The following is a 20,531-nucleotide window of genomic DNA, read 5'->3' as shown; positions in this document are numbered from 1 at the left end:
GTTGGGTGTACTCCTTGTACGCCTCATTCATGCGGGGCCCGAACACGTCACCTGTGAGCACCCCTCGAACTACCGCCCAAGGGAGCCGAGTTGAGCAAGGACAGCGTGTACGACTACGTCATCGTCGGTGCGGGATCCGCTGGATGCGTCCTCGCCGCGCGGCTCTCCGAGGACCCTGCGATACGGGTGGCGCTCGTCGAGTCGGGGCCGCGTGACCGCAAGACCGAGATACGCATTCCGGCGGCTTTCCCGAAGCTGTTCAAGACGCCGTACGACTGGGACTTCACCACCGCCAAGCAGTCCGCGCTCGACGGCCGCGAGCTGTACTGGCCGCGCGGCCACACGCTGGGCGGCTCGTCGTCGATGAACGCCATGATGTGGGTGCGCGGCCACCGCGACGACTACGACGCCTGGGGCGAGGCCGCGGGGCCCGAGTGGTCCTACGACGCGTTCGAACGCCACTTCCGCCGCGCCGAGCGCTGGTCGGGCCCGGCGGGCGCGGACAGCGTCTACGGAACCGACGGGCCGCTCTGGATCTCACCGCCGCGCGACCTCAACCCGTCCACCACCGCGTTCCTCGACGCCTGCCGCGGTGCGGGCCTGCACGAGCTGACCGAACTGAACGAGCCGGACCACAGCGGTTTCTCGCTCACTCCGGTCAACCAGCGCCGCGGCCGCCGCTGGAGCGTGGCCGACGGCTATCTGAAACCGGCGAGGCGCCGACGCAACCTGGACATCCTCACCGAAGCGCGGGTCCGCAGGCTGGAGTTCGACGGGACGCGAGTGGCAGGCGTCATCGCCGACGGCGTCCCCGGGAGGCTGATCGCCCGCCGCGAAGTGCTGCTCAGCGCGGGCGCCATCGGCTCCCCGCAGCTCCTTCAGGCCTCCGGCGTCGGCGACCCGGACGAGCTCGCGAAAGCGGGCATCACCACGCGCGTCGCGTCCCCGGGGGTGGGCCGCCACCTCCAGGATCACCTTGCCTATACGGTCACGGCGCACTGCCCGCAGCCCATCACGCTGACCGGCGCGGACTCCCTCGCCAACGTCGGCCGCTTCCTGCTCGGCGGGCGCGGGCCGCTCACGTCGAACATCGCCGAGGCCGTCGCCTTCATCAAGACGCGGCCCGAACTGGCCGCTCCGGACATCGAGTTGATCTATGCGCCGGTCCCCTTCGTCAACCACGGCCTGACCCCGCCCACCGAACACGGCATCACGATCGGCGTGGTGCTGCTCCAGCCGGAGAGCGAGGGCCGGATCACGCCGACGGGTCCTGGGGTCGGTTCGCCGCCCTGCATCGACCCCGGCTATCTGACGGCCGAGGCCGACATCCGCACCCTTGTCGCCGGGGTGCGCCGCGCCGAGGAGCTCCTCGCGAGCCGTGACCTGACCCCGTACGTGTCAGGGCCGCTCGCGCCCTATCCCGGCACGGTCGACGATGCGGCCCTCGCCCGGTCGATCCGGGCGTCGTCCGAGACGCTCTACCACCCCGTCGGCACCTGCCGGATGGGCAGCGACGAGGATTCGGTCACCGACCCGGCTCTCCGCGTGCGGGGTGCGCAGGCCCTGCGGGTCGTGGACGCCTCGGTCATGCCGCGGATCACGCGCGGTCACACGCACGCCCCCACGGTGGCGCTCGCGGAGAAGGCGGCGGAACTGATCAGGGCGGATGCGCGGCGGTCAGCGTGACGGACGTACGGAGGCGATCGTGACGGCTGCCCGGAGGTGAGCCCGCCGGGCGCCGCCTTCGGCCCCGCCCGTCCGCCGTATCCTGACCGGCGAACATCAGTACCCCGCCCCCGAGGAGCCCCAGGTGACCGAGCCGCCGAGCGCCGCCCCGCGCCCCACCCTGGAGGCCGTGGCCGCCTTGGCAGGCGTCTCGCGGGCCACGGTGTCCCGCGTCGTCAACGGAGACCAGGGGGTGCGCGAGGCGCTCGCCGAGAAGGTCAGACACGCGGTCGACGAGCTCGGCTACGTACCCAATCGCGCGGCCCGCAGCCTGGTCACCCGGCGCCATGACGCGGTCGCCGTGGTGATCGCCGAGCCGGAGACCCGCGTCTTCGCCGACCCGTTCTTCGCACTGCAACTCCGGGGAATCAGCAAGGAGTTGACGTCACGGGACGTCCAGCTGGTGCTGCTCCTGACCGAGGGCCCCGACGATCATGAGCGGGTCGGCCGCTATCTGTCGGGCGGCCACGTCGACGGCGCCCTCGTCTTCTCCCTGCACCTCGACGATCCACTGCCCGGCATCATCAGGGGCGCGGGGGTGCCGACGGTGTTCGGCGGCCGTCCCGGCTGGCCGGAGGGGACGGCGACCTCACCGTACGTCGACTGCGACAACCGTGGCGGTGCGCGGGAAGCCGTCCGCCATCTGGTCTCGCTCGGCAGGACCCGCATCGCGCACATCGCGGGCGCCCTCGACCAGACATCGGCGGTGGACCGCCTCGACGGCTTCCGCGACGTCCTGCCGGATGCGGGTCCTGAGCTGGTCGCGGAGGGGGACTTCACTCCGGCGGGGGGCGAGCGTGCGATGCGGGAGCTCCTGGACCGTGTCCCCGATGTGGACGCGGTCTTCGCTGCCAATGACCTTTCGGCGTCGGGGGCGCTCCGTGTCCTGCGCGAGCGGGGCAGGCGGGTGCCGGACGACGTGGCGGTGGTCGGGTTCGACGACATGCTGCCGGTGGCCGAGCAGGTGGACCCGCCGTTGACCACGGTGCGCCAGGACATCGAGGAGATGGGGCGGCTGATGGCACGGATGCTGCTGCGGCGGGGCGGCCCCACGGAGAGTGTCGTGCTGCCGACGGAGCTGGTGCGCAGGGGATCGGCGTAGGGGCGCTGTGTCCCAGGGGCCCGGCTCGTCCGACGCAGGGCCGAAAGGCCGCCCCCTTACCCACGAACGAGTGTCCTCGTTGCCCCGCGCGGCTCACCGGCGTTTTCGCCGTGCCGCACCCCGGTGAGGCTCGAAGCAGCACTTCCCCTCATCAGGAGGTAACACCATGCGCAAGCGCGCAATTCTGGCGGCGGCAGCCTTCGCCGCGGTCACCGTCATCGGCGGCGCCGGTGCCGCGGTCGCCGACCCGGGTCCCGGCGCCTACGCCGAGGGCACTGTGGCGCACTCGCCCGGCCTCCTCAGTGGCAACCTCGTGCAGATCCCCGTCGACGTTCCCATCAACGCATGCGGCAACTCCCTGAACCTCATCGGCGCCCTCAACCCCGCCGCGGGCAACAACTGCAAGTAGGACGCCTCACCACTGAACGGCGTACGGCCCCGTCGCGTGTCTTCGCGACGGGGCCGTACGAGCCTTCCCTTCCGGGCTACGACCCGACGCTCACCGTGAAGCGCTTCGGGTTCCCGTCGTGCGCGGCCCCGGACACGTCAGGTTCCCCGTCGGGCCGGACGTCGTCGTACGGGAACGCGTACCCGATGGGCGAGTTGGCGTGCACCACGCGAGCCCAGTGATTGGTCACATCACCCTTGTAGTAGTCCCCGGCGCCGGCCCCGTTCGGCTGCTCCGCGTGCGTCAGCATGATGCTTCGGTTGAACCCCGCCGCGATCCGGGCAAGCAGCCCCTTCTTGTCGTCCGGGTCGTCCGGATTGTTGGCGAAGGGCCCGTGGTTGCAGGTGAAGATGTCCTTCGACGTCGGCTTCGGGAAGGCGTGCCCGCCGTTGAACGTCAGCGTGTCGCCGCTCACCCGCCCGGTGAACACGCCCCGGCCGCCCTGGAGATCGATCTTCAGGTCGGTGCTCTGGTACTTCTCCCAGGCCTTGTCGATGTAGCTGTTCCACACGTCCCGGAACGGCATCTCGTCCGGCCGGTCGAAGTACGGAGCCATGAGGTTCTGCGGCGAGATCACGCGCAGTACGTCATCACCCTCGCCGCGGATCACCAGATCGCCCCACGGCTGCCCGTCCTTCGCCTGCTGTGCGACGAGATCGGAGGCGATCTTGTCGACGGCTCCGTCCGGCAGCGGGGCCACCTTGTGGGTGGCGTCGCCTTCCAGGGTCAGGCCGATCGGCAGCGCGGTCACGAGGTCGACGTAGCTGATGTTGGCGTACAACTGCGAGCTGTTGAAGGTGAATTCGCAGAACGACCAGGTGCGCCCGTAGTTGGGGTCCTCCTTGGTCGCGAAGGCGGGCTCGACCAGGGAAGGGCCCGGGTTGAGGAAGAAGTCCAGCTTGTCGTCCCGTACGAAGTAGACGCGGGCGCCGAACATTTGAGGCAGCGTCAGTATTTTCGGCTCGGAGCCCGCCGCACCGAGCGGAATCGCGCAGTCGACCGGCAGGGGAGTCTGCGGGGCCGAGGGCGAATCGGGGCGGTAGACGCCGCCGTCCGGCTTCAGCAGGACCCAGCGGTCCGTGCCCTGCTCGTGTCCGGTGACGTAGGCGCTCACCTTGCCGGGCAACGACTTGTTCTGGAGGGCGAGTTCACAGGTCGCGGGGGCGGCCTTGGCGCCAGGGCTGAGGGCGCTTCCCCAGACGGGGTAGGTGAGGGCTCCGGTGGCAGCGGCTGCGGTGGACAGGAACACTCGACGCGAAATCACGGAAGGTCTCCCGGGATGGTGTGGGGGGATGTCGTGCGGCTGTGGGGGGTGGTTGGCCGTGCGGTGCGACCACTGTCGCTGCGGCGCATACGAGCGTCAAGAGTTGTGACTGAGAGCGCTCTCAGAATCTTCGTTCCTTCACAAGATGGCAGCCCGTGCGCACTGTCAGTGCCGAGTGCAAGACTCGGATGGACGGAAGAGATAGGCGACAAAGGAGTCGATCATGCTCAATACCCGTTATGCCGCCGGGGCCCCGATCTGGGTCGACCTCGGCACTCCGGATCCGGAAAGGGTCAACGCCTTCTATCGCTCGCTCTTCGGCTGGGAGTTCCAGTCGGGCGGGCCCGAAGTCGGCGGGTACAGCCTGTATCAGACGGACGGCAAGACCGTGGCGGGCGTCATGACCGTCGCCGCCGAACAGGCCCCTCCGGCCTGGATGATCTACTTCAAGACGCCGGACGCGGACGCGACGGGCAAGGCGGTCGAGCAGGCCGGTGGCGGCACGGTCTATGAGGCCATGGACGTCGGTGACCTAGGCCGCATGGGCGTCTTCACCGACGCTCAGGGGGTCGGCTTCGCCGTGTGGCAGCCGGGCACGAACAAGGGCCTCGACCTGGTGGACGCCCCGAACAGCCTGGTGTGGACCGAGCTCTGTACGCCGGACATCGAGGCGGCCAAGGAGTTCTACGGCTCCGTGTTCGGCTGGGGCAGCTCCACCGCGTCCTTCGCCGAGGGTTCGTACACGATGGTGCACCCGGCCGGCGGTACCGAGGACGACATGTTCGGCGGTCTGTGGTCGCTGTCCGACTCCCCGGAAGAGGCCGAAGGCGGGCCGTACTGGATTCCGTACTTCCAGGTGGCCGACATGGACGCGGTCCTTGCCAAGGTGGAGCCGTCCGGGGGCACGGTGCGGGTGGCGCGCATGGATCTGGCGGGCGTCGGCAGCTTCGCCAAGCTGGCCGATCCGTGCGGGGCGCGGTTCGCGCTGATGCAGCCGGAGGCGCCGAGCGCGGGCTGAGGCCCACGACTGTCCGGCATGGTTCGGCCACGCCGGGTGATGCCGGACTGGTCGGACGGGGTGGCTCCGGTTGCCCCGTCCATCACTTGAACCCGCCCAGGAGTGTTTCGCCACGCTCACCACGGGCAAGCAGGAGGAGCCCGAAACAGCACCCGGCGCGGTGTTGATCGTTCGTTGATCCTTTGTTTCGCGCCCCCTGCCAGCATCGGCGACATGCAGATCGACATGACAGCCGAGCCGGAACTCGCCTGGCAGGAGCAGGCCCTGTGCGCCCAGACGGGATCCGAGTTCTTCTTCCCCGAACCGGGCAGCTCCGTACGCGAGGCGAAGTACATCTGCCAGCTCTGCGAGATGCGCCCCGCGTGCCTCGAATACGCCCTGGCACACGATGAGCGGTTCGGCGTCTGGGGCGGGCTCTCCGAGAAGGAGCGGCTCGGCCTCAGGCGTACGTGACCGTGAACCTCCCCGTCCCCGCCGGAATGTGCACATCGTCCCCCGTCACCGTCAGATCCCGGCCGTCCGCCGTCACCGCCCGCACCGAGCCGAACCGGCACGGATAGACGTACCGCACCCGCTCGGGCGCCTGCGTGATGTCCACGGTCACCTTCCGCGCGCCCGCGTCATGGGTGAGCCGGTAGCCGAAGGGCGTGCCGAACAGGTTCGGGGCGCCGTCCACGGCCACCGAATCGCCGTCCGGCACCCAGTGGGGGCGGATGCCCGGGGCGATGTAGAGATGCGGGTCGCGGTCCTCGTCGGCCTCGAAGAGGAGGATGTCGCGGATCAGGAGCAGATACTCGGCCGCCGCCCAGCCGTGCGGGATGTCTCCCATGTACCAATGGCGGTACGGGACTTCGTGGTAGTCGGAGGCGATGGGGAAGGCGTGCTGTTCGTTCCACGCGCCGAGCGCCACCGCCCTTTCCTCGGTCCGTGGCAGCGACGCACCTACGATCCAGCCGAGCAGTGCGTCCATCCGCACCGTGTCCCCGGCCAGCAGGTAGGCGTGCGCCAACTGCGTGGTCAGATAGGGCCCGTAGGCGTTCCAGGCCGCCTCGTGCCGGTAGCCGCCGGTCACGAAGTGTGCGTACATCGTGTCGAGCGTCGAGCGGGCCGCCCGGTCGATGTCCTCGCCCAGCTTGCTGCCCATGTGCAGCCGCAGCGGATGGAAGAACGCCGCCGTGCCGATCATCGTCGAGTCGAGGCGGCCGGCGTCGGCGGGCCCGGTCGGGATGTACGTCTCCCAGGCGCCGAGCCTGCGCTGCTCCTCCAGAACCCAGCGCACCGAGGCGGCCGTGGCCCGCTTCAAGTCATCGAAGGCGCCCCATAGTTCGGGAACATCCGGGGACCCGATCCGCTCCGCGAGCTGCGCCGCTTCGTACAGTCCGGCGAGGCCCCACAGGTCGTCCCAGTAGTGCGGCTTGTGGCGCTCGCCGAGGTGCTCGGCGCTCCAGCCGCTGTGCAGCAGGCCGTACTGGTCGCGGTTGTCGCGCAGCCACCGGGCGCCGTCGATGACGTACGGCGTGTAGAGCTTCGCCCCGAAGGCGGCGGACCGGCCGCGCGTCCGGTCGAAACGGCCGATCGCCCACAGCGCCTGGCCGTTGCTGTCCCACTCGCGGTCGTCCTTCTCGTGCTGGCCGCCGTAGAAGCCGTACTCCGCGCAGGGCCCGATCCGGCCCGTGCCGCGGTTGAACTTGAGCGGATAGTGCGTGCCCAACTGGCGCTCGGCCAGGTTCGCGTCGCCGACCAGCGAACATGCGGTGGCCTCGACGGAGGAGTCACGGATCCAGAAGGAGTCGTACACCGTCGGTCCTGGATGGATCTCGCCGTGGTCGGAGAGGATGAGGAGCTGCGAGCGGCACTGCCGGAACTGGTCCGCCAAGTGCGCGACAGGGGCCGGGAGTTGTGGCTGTATGCCCTGCGCGAGGAGCTTGTCCGTCCAGAACGCGCGGTTGTTCTCCTCCAGTTGGGCGGCGGGCGTGGCCCTGATCTCCGCCAGATCGGCGGCGCCGCTGTAGAGGTCCACCGGAAGCCGTACGTCGAGCTCGAACAGCTCGTCGTCCGCGATCCGGTAGGGCCACGCGAACGCAGCGCTGCACAGACCGGCGATCTGGTCCTGTGCCTGCGGCGCGCCGTTCAGCTTGCCGCCCATCACGAGGTCGTGGAACGGGCTGCGCGTCAGATAGGAGTCCGGGTCGTACGTGAAGTCAGGGTTGCCGTACACGCCGTACTGCTCGGGAGGCGTGTCGAACACCGGCCCCCAGCCGCTGTTGGTCTCCACGCGCCCCTCGTCCGGCAGATGACGCAGGAACGTAAGGCGCCGGTCCGTGATCTGGCGGCCGTTGCGGTCGTGCCGCTGGAAGCCGCTCGGCCCCGCGGGCATCACGGCCGCGCACAGCCAGCCCTCGCGCGGCTGCCCGGTCGCGCTGCCCACCGTCAGCCGGGTCACGACGAGGTCCCGCTGCCGGGCGCCGATGGCGGTCGCGAAGGTCCGCTGCACGAACTCGGTGCCGTCAGCCGTACGGAACGTCGTCAGGACCACCGGCAGATGCGGCGCCTCCATCCGCTGCCCGACCGCGCCCGCGCCCGTCAGCTGGGGCAGACGCACGGCACCGGTCGACGGTTCGTAGAGGAAGAAGGACAGGCAGTACTTGTCGTAGACCGGCTCGATCTCGCCCGCCTGGCCGATCAGTGACTCCTGGCGGTGGTCCTTCACCCCCACCATGTGCCAGTAGCGGTACAGGGCGTTGGAGGCGAAGGCGGCCTCCTTGGATTCGTACGTGCCCGAGTCGAAGTCGTCGCTCCAGCGCCGGAAAGCGGCTTGCGCCCACCACGGGACGGGATAGGGCACTTGCGCACGCCCGGCCCAACTGCGCCACATGACCTCGTAGAACATCCACTCGTGGGTCTGTGCCATGGGTTCCACCCCCGCTGCCACCGTTGCACCGGGCCGGGCGGTCGTAAATCGGTTCGGCGAGGGGACTTACTTCCCCCGAGCCGCCAACCGTGCCTTGCGGGCGGCCAGCTTCTCGTCGAACTTGGCCGCCTCGGTGTCGAGCCCGTTCATGTACAGGCCGAGCTCTTCCTGCGCCTTGAGACCCTCGGGGCCGAGCCCGCCGATCTCCATGACCTTCAGGTAGCGAAGGACGGGCTGGATCACGTCGTCGTGGTGGATGCGCATGTTGTAGATCTCGCCGATCGCCATCTGCGCGGCGGCCCGCTCGAAGCCGGGCATACCGTGTCCCGGCATCCGGAAGTCGACGACGACGTCGCGAACGGACTGCATGGTGAGGTCGGGAGCGAGCTCGAAGGCCGCGCCCAGGAGGTTGCGGTAGAAGACCATGTGCAGGTTCTCGTCGGTGGCGATGCGCGCCAGCATCCGGTCGCAGACCGGGTCGCCCGACTGGTGGCCCGTGTTGCGGTGCGAGACGCGGGTCGCGAGTTCCTGGAAGGCGACGTACGCGACGGAGTGCAGCATCGAGTGGCGGTTGTCGGACTCGAAGCCCTCGGCCATGTGCGCCATGCGGAACTGCTCGAGCTTGTCCGGGTCCACGGCGCGCGAGGCGAGGAGGTAGTCGCGCATCACGATGCCGTGGCGGCCCTCCTCGGCGGTCCAGCGGTGCACCCAGGTGCCCCAGGCGCCGTCGCGGCCGAAGAGCGAGGCGATCTCGTGGTGGTAGCTGGGGAGGTTGTCCTCGGTCAGCAGGTTGACGACGAGGGCGACCTTGCCGATGTCGGTCACCTTGGACTGCTCGGGCTCCCAGGCCTGGCCGTCCTCGAAATAGCCGGGGAAGTTCCGCGCGTCCGAGAACGGGACGTACTCGTGCGGCATCCAGTCCTTGGCCACCTTCAGGTGCCGGTTCAGCTCCTGCTCGACTACTTCTTCCAGGGCGAACAGCAACCGGGCGTCGGTCCAGTCTTCCGTGCTGCCGAGATGGGGAGAGGTGATCGTCACGGGGGCTCCAGGGGGACGGGAGTTTTTTAACGGATTACGTGCGTGGGGGTTACGCGGTGGCACGAGCGGGTGCTACCTACCTACGGTGTCGTAGGTTACGTTGCCGTAGGTTAAACCCTCCGTAAAGCGCTCCAGGAGGCGGGGCCCGAAGGCCTCACACGCCACAGCCGCCCCAGGACTGGTCAGGCGTACAGCCCTCTGAGTCGCACTGAGAGGCATGTCACACAGCCTTCGAGCTTCTCGAATTCGCTGATGTCCACCAGGACCGGATCGAAACCGAGGCTCGCGAACAGTTCCGCCGTCTTCGGCGCGCTCGCCGCCATCAGCAGCTTCGCGCCGCCGAGCAGCACCACGTGCGCCCCCGACTCCTCCGGGACCGGCAGGAAGCGCGGGAAGAGCGACGGTGTGTCCACGAGCGGCGCGTAGCCGATGACCGTGCCGTCAGGCAGCGCCGTCACCGCCGACTTCAGGTGCAGGACCTTACTGACGGGTACGGCCACGACCCGCGCCCCCAGCGGCTCGAAGGCGGCCCGCAGCTGCCGTACGCCGTCGGCGTTGGTGCGTCCGCCCCGGCCCACATAGATCGTGTCGCCGACCTTGAGGATGTCGCCGCCGTCCAGCGTTCCCGGCTCCCACACCCAGTTCACGGAGGCGCCGAGCCGGGCCACGGCCTCCTCCACGGCAGCCGTCTCCGCCCGCCGCGACTCGGCGCCGGGCCTGGCGATCAGTGCCACATTGCGGAAGACCACGACCGCGTCCTCGACGAAGACCGAGTCCGGGCAGTCGTCGGCGGGCTCCACCTCGACCGTCTCCCAGCCGTGCGCCCACAGCGCGCCGGCGTACGCCGCCCACTGATCGAGAGCGAGGCCGGTGTCGACCGGGGTCCGCTCGACATGCGTGACCAGGCCCTCTGCGAGGCGCGGGCCTGGTCGGCGTATCAGCGCTTTCTGGCTGGGCACGGCTAGGTCTCCGTAGGTGCGGGAGCGGCGGGGGGCCCGGTCCGGCGGGAAGCCGGATCAAGGCGCTGCCGCACATCATGCAGCGCGCGAGGCCTCCAGGCCCAGGTCTCGCCGCAGATGAGATGCGGTGAACGACCCCTCCGCGTCGATCAGCTGCCCCGGAGTCCCCTCGAAGACGACACGGCCGCCGTGCTTGCCACCGTCGGGGCCCAGGTCGATCACCCAGTCCGCGTGCTTGACGACCTCCAGATTGTGCTCGACGACGATCACCGTGTTCCCCGCGTCGACCAGGCGGTCCAGGAGGGCGAGCAGGCCGTCCACGTCCGCCATGTGCAGACCGGTCGTCGGCTCGTCGAGGACGTACGTCGTCCCGGTGCGGTGCAGCTGTGTGGCGAGCTTGATGCGCTGCCGCTCGCCGCCCGACAGGGTGCTCAGCGGCTGCCCGAGCGTCAGATATGTCAGCCCCACGTCACGCAGGGCGCGCAGTCGGCGGCGCAGGGACTCGTCGTCGAAGGCGGCCAGGAAGTCGAGCGCGCGCCCGGCCGTCATCTCGAGCACATCGACGATGGAGCAGCCGCCGATGGAGCAGCCGCCGATGGAGCCGCCGCCGATGGTCAGCCGGCGCACCTCCTCCTTGAAGCGGCGCCCCTCGCACGCCTCGCAGGTCGTCGTCACCGGATCCATGAACGCGAGGTCGCTGTAGATGATCCCGCGCCCCTGGCAACTCTCGCAGGCACCACGGGAGTTGAAGCTGAAGAGCCCCGCGTCCTCGCCGGTCTCGCGCGCGAAGAGCCTGCGCACGGAGTCCATGATTCCCAGATACGTCGCCGGGGTCGACCGGCCCGAGATGCCGATGCTCGTCTGGTCGACGACCACGGTGTCCGGATGCTCGGCGACGAACGCCCGCGACACCAGCGTGCTCTTGCCCGAGCCCGCGACCCCTGTCACCGCGGTGAGCACTCCGGTCGGCATCCGCACGCTGACGTCCTGGAGGTTGTGCAGATCGGCGCCCTTGACCCACCGGCCGCCGATGGGCTCGCGCGGGTTCTCCTTGACGCCCGTGGAGCGCCGCAGGTGACGGCCCGTGAGGGTGTCCGTGCGCCGCAGGTCGTCCGGCGTCCCCTCGAAGACGACCAGGCCGCCGCCGGTGCCCGCCGCCGGTCCCATGTCGACGATGTGGTCGGCGACGGCGATCACATCCGGGTCGTGCTCGACGACCAGGACGGTGTTCCCCTTGTCGCGCAGGCGCAGCAGCAGATCGTTGAGACGGCCCACGTCGCGCGGGTGCAGGCCCACGCTCGGCTCGTCGAAGATGTACGTCATGCCGGTCAGGCTGGAGCCGAGGTGGCGCACCGTCTTCAGGCGCTGCCCCTCGCCGCCGGAGAGCGTGGACGTCTCCCGGCCGAGGCTGAGATAGCCCAGGCCGATCGCCTCGATCCGCTCCAGGGCAGCCACGGCCGCCGCGGCGATCGGGCCCGCCACCGGGTCGTCGATCGGTTCCAGGGCGGCGATGAGGTCGGTGACCTCCATCCGGGCGCAGTCGGCGATGTTCATGCCGTGGATACGGGTGGCGAGCGCCGCCGCGTTGAGCCGGGCCCCGTGGCAGACGTCGCACGCGCCCTCGACCAGGAAGCGCTGCACCAGATCGCGGGTCTTCTGGGAGAGCGACGACAGATCGCGGTTGAGGTAGAGCCGCTCGAAGCGGTCGGCGAGCCCCTCGTAGTCGATGTCGCGCGCGCCACCGGTGTTGTCGACGTTGACCTTGCCGCCCTGTTTGCCGCCGCGCAGCAGGAACTGCCGCTCCGCCGCGGTGAATCGCCCCACCGGCTTGTGCGTGTCCAGGTCGGGGGTGTTGGTGTATGTCTGGCCCTGCCAGGTCCCGGCGGCGAACGGCGGGAACAGGATCGCGCCGTCCGTGAGGGACCTGGCCGGGTCCAGGATGCGGTCGTAATCGGGGTGCACGGTCCTGCCCAGGCCGTGGCACTCGGGGCACATGCCCGACGGGTCGTTGAACGAGTACGCGGTCGCCGCCCCCGCGCTCGGTGTGCCGTGCCGCGAGAACAGCACGCGCATCACCGAGTAGATGTCCGTCATCGTGCCCACCGTGGAGCGGGAGTGGCCGCCGATCGGCTTCTGGTCGACGACGATCGCGGGCGAGAGATCCTCGATGGTCTCCGCGCGCGGCCGCTCGTACTTCGGCAGCCGGTTGCGGACGAACCAGGTGAAGGTCTCGTTCAGCTGGCGCTGCGACTCGACCGCGATCGTGTCGAACACGACCGACGACTTCCCCGACCCCGAAACGCCCGTGAATACCGTGAGCAGGCCCTTCGGGATGCGCAGGCTCACCTCCTTGAGGTTGTTCTCATGGGCTCCGGTGATGGTGATGTATTGGTGCATACACCCGAAGCTAACCGGAATACCCGACACCTTCTGTCGTGATTTCCTTCATTTCACCGTCGAGGAGCAGCCAGCGTGTGATGCCGATCGACTCCAGGAACGGCACGTCGTGACTGGCCACGATCAGCGCTCCCTCGTACGACTCCAGGGCCGTGGCCAGCTGTTTCACGCTCGCCATGTCGAGGTTGTTGGTCGGCTCGTCGAGCATCAGGAGCTGCGGCGCGGGCTCCGCGAGCAGCAGCGCGGCGAGCGCCGCCCGGAACCGCTCGCCGCCCGACAGGGTCGCCGCGCGCTGGTCGGCCCGCGCCCCCTTGAACAGGAAGCGGGCAAGCCGGGCCCGGATCCTGTTGTTGGTGGCGTCGGGTGCGAAGCGTGCCACGTTCTCCGCGACCGTCAGCTCCTCGTCGAGTACGTCGAGACGCTGCGGCAGGAAACGCAGCGGGACGTGCGCCGTCGCCTCCCCCTCGACGGCTTCAAGATCCCCGGCGATCGTACGCAGGAGCGTGGTCTTGCCCGCGCCGTTGCGGCCGACCAGCGCGATCCGTTCGGGACCGCGCAGCTCGAACTCGCCCTGTACGCGCGCCCCGTAACGCAGGGTCAATTCTCTCAGCGTGAGTACGGTGCGGCCCGGAGGGACCGCGGTGTGCGGCAGGTCGACGCGGATCTCGTCGTCGTCCCGTACCGCTTCTACAGCGTCGTCGAGGCGCTCCTTCGCCTCGCTGAGCTTCTCCTCGTGCATGATGCGGTGCTTGCCGGCGGACACCTGAGCCTGGCGTTTGCGCTCGCCCATGACGACCTTCGGCTCGCGCTTGGTGTCCCACATCTTCTGGCCGTACCGCTTGCGGCGAGCCAACTTGACCTGGGCGTCGGCAAGTTCACGCTTCTGCTTCTTCAGATCGGACTCGGCGACGCGCACCATGCGCTCCGCCGCCTCCTGCTCGGCGGCCAGTGCTTCCTCGTACGCGGTGAGATTGCCTCCGTACCACTTGACCTCTCCGTCCCGCAGGTCGGCGATCTGGTCGACCCGGTCGAGGAGTTCACGGTCGTGGCTGACCACGACCAGGACTCCCGACCAGGCCTCGACGGCCGCGTACAGGCGCCGACGGGCATACAGGTCAAGGTTGTTGGTGGGTTCGTCGAGCAGGAGCGCGTCGGGCCTGCGCAGCAGCAGCGCGGCCAGCCGGAGCAGCACGGACTCGCCGCCCGACACCTCGCCGGTGGTGCGGTCGAGGCCGATGTGGCCGAGGCCGAGCTGATCGAGGGTCGCGACGGCGCGCTCCTCGACGTCCCAGTCGTCTCCGACGGTGGTGAAGTGCTCCTCGGCCACATCGCCCGCCTCAATGGCGTGCAGTGCGGCGCGAGTTGCCGTGATGCCGAGTACTTCGTCGACGCGCAGGCGGGTGTCGAGGGTGACGTTCTGTGGCAGATACCCGATGTCACCCGCGACGCGCACAGCGCCTTCGCTCGGCGTGAGTTCACCGGCGATGAGCTTCAACAGGGTTGACTTCCCTGACCCGTTGACGCCGATCAGGCCGGTCCTGCCGGGCGCGAAGGCCACCTGGAGTCCTTCGAAGACGCCGGTGCCGTCCGGCCAGGTGAAGTCGAGCGATGTGCAGGTGATGGAGGTGGGGGAAGTAGACATACAGGCCTCGCGGTTGCGTGAGATGAAGCGCGGTCAACGGGCGACGCGTTTCGGGACACCGCGGGGCGCGACAGCAGGACGGATGCGGAGACATCAGGGGGCGAGGGCGGAAGTGGCAGAAAAAAGGGCCCTGCGCCGGGGGACGGCTCGTACGTCGAGGTCGCACGCTACGCACACAGCCGAGCTGTGTGACGCGGTGACTCCGGACCTCAGACGAGCAACGTCCTTCTCCTATCGACGGCAACAGAACCGTTGTACAGCGTAAGGCGCACCCCGGCCGGGAGTCAACGCTTTATCGTGATCGCGAAAGGGAGGCCCCCATGCCCTACGGCTCGCTCTCACTGCCGACCCGGATCTTCCTGCTCGCCTGGGACACCGGGCGCAACAAGATCGCCGGCGCTCCCGACCTGCACCTCGCGGTGCGGGCCTGCGCGCTCGCGGAGCTGGCCCAGCGCGGACTCGTCTCGGATGTGGACGGCGTCGTCACGCCGGTCCTCGGCGCGCGCACCGGCGACGCGGCGCTGGACAGCGTCCTCGAACTCATCGAGGAGTCGAGGCCCCGCAAGTGGCGCGGCTCGATCACGCACAGGGCGCGCGACACGCAGGCCGCCGTGCGCGACCAGCTGGTCTCCGGGGGCTATCTGCGGGCCGAGCGCACGCGGGTCTTCGGGATCTTTCCCTCGAGGCGGTACGAGCTGGAGCGCGCCGGATACGTGGAGGTCCTGCACGCGGAGGCGCTCGCGGTCCTGCGCGGTCCCGTGCCGGTGTCCGAGGTGTCCGAGGGCGACGCGGCCCTGGTGGTGTGCGCGGCGACGGGCAAGCTCCGCGGCGTCGTCTCGGGCAAGGACCGCAGGCAGTACGAGGAGCGGCTCGACGCGCTCACCGACCGCAGCGGGGCTTCGTCGCCCGAGCTGCCCGAACTGATGCGGGGGCTGCGCAAGGCGCTGGCATCGGCGGTGTCGTCCGCGGAGGCGGCGCGGTCGTCCGGTGGTGGCGGGGGTGGTTGAGAGAGCGGAGGCGGCGGCTCAGCGGGCGCCCCGCATCAGTCAGCAGGCGTCCCGCATCAGATCGGCGAGGTCCTGGTCCAGGTCGACGTGCAGATGCTCCTCGCCCGTGGGGACCAGGGCCATGGAACGGTGCAGGAAGCGGCGCAGCTCGCCGGTGCGGATGTGGACGATCGCCGTGCCCTCGGGCGCGTGGAACTCCACGACCGTGCGGTCGAATCCGTACGGCCGCACGCGGACGTCGCCGTCGCCCACCTCCCACTCCATGCCCGCCGCGAGCAGCTCGCGGGCGAAGGTCCAGTGGACCTCGATGCCCTCGAGGGTCGCCGGGGCGGGAAAGCTCATCCGGACGGCGAACGGATCGCCCCGGTCGTAGTGCAGCGTCGCGGGAATGGTCGACATCCGCGGTGCGGCGGCGACGAGGCGGGCCTCTACGGCTTGCTCGATGCTGTTGGACAACGCCTGCTCCCTCACTGACAGCTGGACGACTCGGATCGGTTCGTGGATAGCCGGTACTGGGATAGACGTCGGAATGACGGAATCCGTGCACGCGAACACCGAGTGACCTCGGTCACCGCTTCCTCTTCACCGTCTTCACACAATTCTCGGAAGGAATCGTGCGTTCCGGTGGTAACTTCCCCCGCCATGAGGTCCTTGGGGAAGACGAGGTGGCCGCGGTCCGTGGGCCGTGCGGTGTCGGTGGGACTGTGCGGGGCGGCTCTCGCCGCGACGGCGCTGGCCGCGCCAGGGCTGGCCCTGGCGGCTCCCGCGGGCCCTGAGGGGCAGTCGCAGCGGGGCGGCGGCTGGGATCTCAAGGACAGCTGGGATCTCAAGGACAGTGGCAGCGACGCGCGTTTCCGCGGTCTGGCCGCCGTCAGCCGGAACACCGCCTGGGTGGCCGGCACGAAGGGCACCGTGCTGCGCACGTCGGACGGCGGCGGAAGCTGGCGGAACGTCTCACCGCCCGGAGCCGGAGAGCTGGAGTTCCGCGACGTCGAGGCGTTCGACGGCCGCCGCGCTGTGGTCCTGGCCATCGGTGAGGGCGAGGCTTCGCGCGTCTTCCGCACGTCGGACGGAGGGGCCACGTGGACGGAGTCCTTCCGGAACACCGATCCCAAGGCCTTCTACGACTGCATGACGTTCTTCGACCGGCACCACGGCCTGGCGATGAGCGACCCGGTCGACGGCAAGTACCGCATCCTGTCCACCGCCGACGGCGGCCGCTCCTGGAAGGTCCTGCCCGACGACGGGATGCCCGCCGCCCAGGAGGGCGAGGCGGGGTTCGCCGCGAGCGGCCAGTGCCTGGTGAGCTCCGGCTCGCGCGATGTGTGGCTGGCCACCGGGGGAGCGGAACGCGCGCGTGTCCTGCACTCCGCCGACCGCGGCCGCACCTGGACGGCCACCGACGCGCCGATCCCGGCGGGCGATCCGGCGCGTGGCGTCTTCGGCGTGGCCTTCCGCGACCGTACGCACGGCATCGCGGTCGGCGGTGACTACCGAGCCGACAAGCCCTCTCCGAAGGCCGCAGCCACGACGGGCGACGGCGGTCGCACCTGGACCACGGCCGGCACACCCCCGCCCGCCTACCGGTCCGGGGTGGCCTGGCTGCCAGGGAGCCGCAGGGGCGCACTCGCGGTCGGGCCGACCGGCACGGACGTCACGTCGGACGGCGGGCGCACCTGGCGGACGGTCGACCCGGGGTCGTACGACACCGTGGACTGCACGCGGGACCGGGCCTGTTGGGCGTCCGGTGAGAAGGGCCGGATCGCGCGCTGGGAGCAGCGGGACTGAGCAACTCCCGTCGGCAGGACTAGGGCAGTACCTGTCGATAGGGAGCGAGCTCCGGGGCCGTCTTCGTGGCGATGAACTCCGTGATGCGGTACTCGCAGACCTCCGCGAGCACGAAGGGATCGCTCGCCGCGATCTTCTCGATCGCCGCACGGTCGTCGGCCACGGCGAGGATCACACCGCCGTCACGCGGATTCTTGCGCCCGGAGGCGATGAACACGCCCTGCGCGTAGAGCTGGTCGAGCCAGGCGACGTGGGCGGCCATCTCCTTGTCGACGGCGGACACGGGCGCGGTGTAGGTCAACTCGAGAACGAACATGATCGCGAGGCTACCTCTGAGCGTCGCTCTACGCCGCCGGGGCCCGGCCGTTCGCTTTATCCCGTATCCGTAGCAAGTGTGAACGCGCCTCGTGTGTGCGGTGCGGAACCAACTCGACCCATTGCGTAGTCGACTCGTATGCTGACCGCTCAACCGGCCGCCCCACGGGATGACTTCGTGGTGTGCGGTCGGTCCATTTCTGCCGGGAGTTCACTTTGCTGTACAGGAAGACCGCTCTGCGCATCGCCGCGCCCGTGGCCGTGCTCGCCCTCGCGCTGACCGCCTGCGGGGGTGGCGACGACAAGAAGGACTCCGCGGACAAGCCGAAGGCCGGGGCGAACGAGCCCAAGGCCAAGCCGTCGCCCGAGTCCGGCGGCGAGCTCGGCACCGGCGAGAGCGCGACCGGCAAGGTGAAGGAGGGTGACACCCCCGTCACCTACGAGATCACCGCGCAGAAGGTCGACCTGGGCACGGAGGCCGAGACCAAGAAGATGGTGGCGGACCCCAAGGAGGCCAAGGGCCTGGTCCCGGCCATCGCCTACGTGAAGTACACGCACAAGTCCGGCGCGGCCCTCGCGGAGACCCCGGACGCCAACGACTCCACCACGGTGTGGGCCGACGGCCAGCGCGGAACCCTGGTCATCGGCGCCGCCGACGACGCGCCGGGCTGCGAGGACGCCTCGTCCATCGAGGGCTGGAAGCAGGGCGAGACCCACGTCCTGTGCGACACGTACCTGGTCCCCAAGGACACGAAGGACCTGGAGATCCACTGGTCCGAGGAGGACGGCGAGCCGTTCACCTGGAAGTTCGCCGCGGCCAAGTAGCGCACCGCCGGGCGGGCGGGCGGGGTGGGGATGGGCCAACGGCCTAGTCTTGACCGCACCATGACGACCCACGCCGCCGCCCTCGCACACATCCCCGCCGACTGGCCCACAGACGAGCCGACCGCCCGCGCGGTCCAGGACGAACTCCGTGCCCGGGTCGTCCTCGACGAAGCGGGGCCGCGGCCGATCTCGGGGCACGTCACAGGAGTCGACGTCGCCTACGACGACGAGCGCGACATCGTCGCCGCCGCGGTCGTCGTCCTGGACGCCGCGACGCTGGACGTCGTCGAGGAGGCGACCGCGGTGGGCCGCGTGGCCTTCCCGTACGTGCCGGGCCTGCTCGCCTTCCGCGAGATCCCGGCGGTCCTCGCCGCCCTGGGGGAGCTGGAAACCGATCCGGGCCTCGTCGTCTGCGACGGCTACGGCATCGCCCACCCACGCCGCTTCGGCCTCGCGAGCCACCTCGGCGTCCTCACCGGACTCCCCACGATCGGCGTGGCGAAGAACCCCTTCACGTTCACGTACGAGGCTCCCGGCGCACCGCGGGGCAGCGCGGCCCCGCTCCTCGACGCGGAGGACGAGATCGGCCGCGCCCTGCGCACCCGCGAGGGCGTCAAGCCGGTCTTCGTCTCCGTCGGCCACCGGGTGAGCCTGGACAACGCCTGCGCCCACACGCTCCGCCTGACGCCGCGCTACCGCCTCCCGGAGTCGACGCGGCGCGCGGACGCCCTGTGCCGCGAGGTCCTGCGCGAGGCGACCGCCACCGCGGCTACCGCGACGCGGCCACCCGGAACCTGAGCCCCGCCGCCGTCAGCCGTGCCGTCAGCGCGTCGCCCATCGCCACGGCGGTGGTCAACTGCCCGGCCACATCCGGCAAGTCGTCGTCGAGCGCCAGGCACAGCGCCGCCTCGCCCAGCATCTTCGCCGTCTCGTCGTACCCCGGATCGCCGCCCGAGACCTCCGTGAACACGCGCTTCCCGCCGCCCTCGCCGACGAACCGCACGGAGAACCAGCTCTCCGCGCGCCGCTGCGCGCTCGGTCCCTCGCCCGGCTTGAGGCGCGACGACAACCACCGCCGCGCGGGCGGCAGTTGAGCCGCGGCCACCAGACCGCTGACGGCGGCGGCGCCGCCCAGGGCGAACGGCAGGGTCTTCACGGCCGCGTAGTGGCGGTAACGGAAGTCGGGGCCGTAGCGCTCGAGGGCCCGCGCCGAGCGCTGCACCACCTGTGGGTCGATCGTCGGCAGCGGAAGGGCCCAGGCGCCGACCTCGCCCGCGTACCGGGGCGCGCTCGGCGGCGCGTACGCCTTGCGGTCCACGACGCGCGGCTCGTGCCGCCGCCGGTCCCGCGCGGCGGCCAGCATCTGCGGGCCCCGCGAGAACTGCGCGAGGGCGGAGGCGAACGTGCCCCCGGAGAACGTCGCGTTGCTGCGCACGAACCCGTCGACGCGCAGCGGCACACCCTCCGGGAGCTGCTGCACGGTGAAGTACGCGCCCAGGTCGTGCGGGACCGAGTCGAAGCCGCAGGCATGCACGAGCCGTGCGCCCGTCTCCCGTGCGCGGGCGTCGTGCCGCACGTACATGAGGTCGACGAACTCCGGCTCACCCGTGAGGTCCACGTAGTCCGTGCCCGCCTCCGCGCACGCGGCGACGAGTTCCTGGCCGTACTCGATGTAGGGGCCGACGGTCGTGGCCACCACGCGCGCGCGGCCTGCCATGTCCCGGAGGGAAGCGGGGTCCGCCACGTCCGCTCGGACGAGGGGGAGTTCCGCACAGGCCGGGTGGGTGTCGGCGAGCTCCTTCCGCAGCCGCTCCAGCTTCCCGGTGTCACGACCCGCGATCGCCCAGCGCAGCCCTTCGGGCGCGTGCGCGGCGAGATACTCCGCGGTGAGCACGCCGACGAAACCGGTCGCCCCGAAGAGCACGATGTCGTACGTGCGGTCCGCCGCACGCTCCTTGCCGTTGCCGTACTGACTGGTCATGGCACCTCTCCGTCGTGCACCCCGTGCCGTTGTCGGTGGCCGAGGCTAGCGTGCGGGGTGAGCACGCGGACCAGGAGGTACCCATGGCTGTCCCGAAGAGCGCCCCGAAGA

Annotated in this window: 18 protein-coding genes; 9 read left to right on the top strand and 9 right to left on the bottom strand. The window is 70.1% G+C overall.

Annotated features, from left to right (window positions below; all coding sequences use genetic code 11):
• Positions 1-90 precede the first annotated feature (90 nt).
• The 3 genes from ACGFSB_RS04960 to ACGFSB_RS04950 all read left to right on the top strand — a co-directional run bounded on the left by ACGFSB_RS04960 (position 91) and on the right by ACGFSB_RS04950 (position 3,236).
• Complete coding sequence (locus tag ACGFSB_RS04960) at positions 91-1,686, top strand: GMC family oxidoreductase (RefSeq protein ID WP_393394187.1); 1,596 nt, start codon at positions 91-93, stop codon at positions 1,684-1,686.
• A gap of 124 nt (positions 1,687-1,810) precedes the next feature.
• Positions 1,811-2,827: a LacI family DNA-binding transcriptional regulator gene (locus tag ACGFSB_RS04955; RefSeq protein WP_393394184.1), complete on the top strand. Its 1,017-nt coding sequence runs from the start codon at positions 1,811-1,813 to the stop codon at positions 2,825-2,827.
• A 166-nt stretch (positions 2,828-2,993) separates the two neighbouring features.
• Positions 2,994-3,236, top strand: coding sequence for a chaplin (locus tag ACGFSB_RS04950; protein WP_393394181.1), 243 nt, complete (start codon positions 2,994-2,996; stop codon positions 3,234-3,236).
• A gap of 76 nt (positions 3,237-3,312) precedes the next feature.
• Here the strand turns inward: ACGFSB_RS04950 and ACGFSB_RS04945 are convergent, their stop codons facing one another.
• Complete coding sequence (locus ACGFSB_RS04945; RefSeq protein WP_393394178.1) at positions 3,313-4,539, bottom strand: glycoside hydrolase family 64 protein; 1,227 nt, start codon at positions 4,537-4,539, stop codon at positions 3,313-3,315.
• Positions 4,540-4,762: 223 nt separating this feature from the next.
• Here ACGFSB_RS04945 and ACGFSB_RS04940 point away from each other — a divergent pair, with 223 nt between their 5' ends.
• Positions 4,763-5,557 carry a VOC family protein gene (locus tag ACGFSB_RS04940; RefSeq protein WP_393394175.1) on the top strand — a complete coding sequence of 265 codons (795 nt, stop codon included), beginning with the start codon at positions 4,763-4,765 and terminating at the stop codon, positions 5,555-5,557.
• 213 nt (positions 5,558-5,770) lie between these two features.
• Entirely contained in the window at positions 5,771-6,010 is a 240-nt protein-coding gene (locus ACGFSB_RS04935; protein WP_393394172.1) for a WhiB family transcriptional regulator, read from the top strand.
• Here the strand turns inward: ACGFSB_RS04935 and ACGFSB_RS04930 are convergent.
• The 5 genes from ACGFSB_RS04930 to ACGFSB_RS04910 all read right to left on the bottom strand — a co-directional run bounded on the left by ACGFSB_RS04930 (position 5,997) and on the right by ACGFSB_RS04910 (position 14,504).
• A complete protein-coding gene (locus ACGFSB_RS04930; protein ID WP_393394169.1) occupies positions 5,997-8,468 on the bottom strand; it encodes a hypothetical protein in 2,472 nt (823 codons plus the stop codon). The two genes, ACGFSB_RS04935 and ACGFSB_RS04930, sit on opposite strands and share 14 nt — an antisense overlap.
• Before the next feature lie 66 nt (positions 8,469-8,534).
• The gene (locus ACGFSB_RS04925) at positions 8,535-9,506 is read right to left on the bottom strand and encodes an acyl-ACP desaturase (RefSeq protein WP_393394166.1); all 972 of its coding nucleotides are present in this window, start codon (positions 9,504-9,506) and stop codon (positions 8,535-8,537) included.
• Between the two features lie 182 nt (positions 9,507-9,688).
• On the bottom strand, positions 9,689-10,465 hold the full coding sequence (gene ddaH / locus ACGFSB_RS04920; RefSeq protein WP_393394164.1) for a dimethylargininase: 777 nt from the start codon (positions 10,463-10,465) through the stop codon (positions 9,689-9,691).
• Positions 10,466-10,540: 75 nt separating this feature from the next.
• A complete protein-coding gene (locus ACGFSB_RS04915; RefSeq protein WP_393394161.1) occupies positions 10,541-12,862 on the bottom strand; it encodes an ATP-binding cassette domain-containing protein in 2,322 nt (773 codons plus the stop codon).
• Positions 12,863-12,872: 10 nt separating this feature from the next.
• Complete coding sequence (locus ACGFSB_RS04910) at positions 12,873-14,504, bottom strand: ABC-F family ATP-binding cassette domain-containing protein (RefSeq protein ID WP_393394158.1); 1,632 nt, start codon at positions 14,502-14,504, stop codon at positions 12,873-12,875.
• Between the two features lie 320 nt (positions 14,505-14,824).
• Between ACGFSB_RS04910 and ACGFSB_RS04905 the strand changes: the two genes are divergently transcribed.
• Positions 14,825-15,511, top strand: a complete 687-nt coding sequence (locus tag ACGFSB_RS04905; RefSeq protein WP_393394155.1) for a GPP34 family phosphoprotein — start codon at positions 14,825-14,827, stop codon at positions 15,509-15,511.
• A gap of 39 nt (positions 15,512-15,550) precedes the next feature.
• On the opposite strand, the gene ACGFSB_RS04900 is transcribed toward ACGFSB_RS04905, so the two are convergent.
• Positions 15,551-15,967: an SsgA family sporulation/cell division regulator gene (locus ACGFSB_RS04900; RefSeq protein WP_393394152.1), complete on the bottom strand. Its 417-nt coding sequence runs from the start codon at positions 15,965-15,967 to the stop codon at positions 15,551-15,553.
• Positions 15,968-16,153: 186 nt separating this feature from the next.
• On the opposite strand from ACGFSB_RS04900, the gene ACGFSB_RS04895 reads away from it, so the two are divergent.
• Complete coding sequence (locus ACGFSB_RS04895) at positions 16,154-17,299, top strand: WD40/YVTN/BNR-like repeat-containing protein (RefSeq protein ID WP_393394149.1); 1,146 nt, start codon at positions 16,154-16,156, stop codon at positions 17,297-17,299.
• A gap of 19 nt (positions 17,300-17,318) precedes the next feature.
• On the opposite strand, the gene ACGFSB_RS04890 is transcribed toward ACGFSB_RS04895, so the two are convergent.
• The gene (locus ACGFSB_RS04890) at positions 17,319-17,615 is read right to left on the bottom strand and encodes a YciI family protein (protein ID WP_393394146.1); all 297 of its coding nucleotides are present in this window, start codon (positions 17,613-17,615) and stop codon (positions 17,319-17,321) included.
• 215 nt (positions 17,616-17,830) lie between these two features.
• Here ACGFSB_RS04890 and ACGFSB_RS04885 point away from each other — a divergent pair, with 215 nt between their 5' ends.
• Positions 17,831-18,439: a hypothetical protein gene (locus tag ACGFSB_RS04885; RefSeq protein ID WP_393394143.1), complete on the top strand. Its 609-nt coding sequence runs from the start codon at positions 17,831-17,833 to the stop codon at positions 18,437-18,439.
• Between the two features lie 60 nt (positions 18,440-18,499).
• Positions 18,500-19,237: a deoxyribonuclease V gene (gene nfi, locus ACGFSB_RS04880; RefSeq protein WP_393394140.1), complete on the top strand. Its 738-nt coding sequence runs from the start codon at positions 18,500-18,502 to the stop codon at positions 19,235-19,237.
• Here nfi and ACGFSB_RS04875 read toward each other — a convergent pair.
• A complete protein-coding gene (locus tag ACGFSB_RS04875; RefSeq protein ID WP_393394138.1) occupies positions 19,209-20,420 on the bottom strand; it encodes a saccharopine dehydrogenase family protein in 1,212 nt (403 codons plus the stop codon). The genes nfi and ACGFSB_RS04875 overlap by 29 nt on opposite strands.
• Between the last annotated feature and the right edge of the window lie 111 nt (positions 20,421-20,531).

The organism is Streptomyces sp. NPDC048441 (genome assembly GCF_043200235.1).
Lineage (GTDB): Bacteria > Actinomycetota > Actinomycetes > Streptomycetales > Streptomycetaceae > Streptomyces.
The sequence above is the reverse complement of the archived record's forward strand: the minus strand, read 5'-3'. Positions and strand labels throughout refer to the sequence as shown.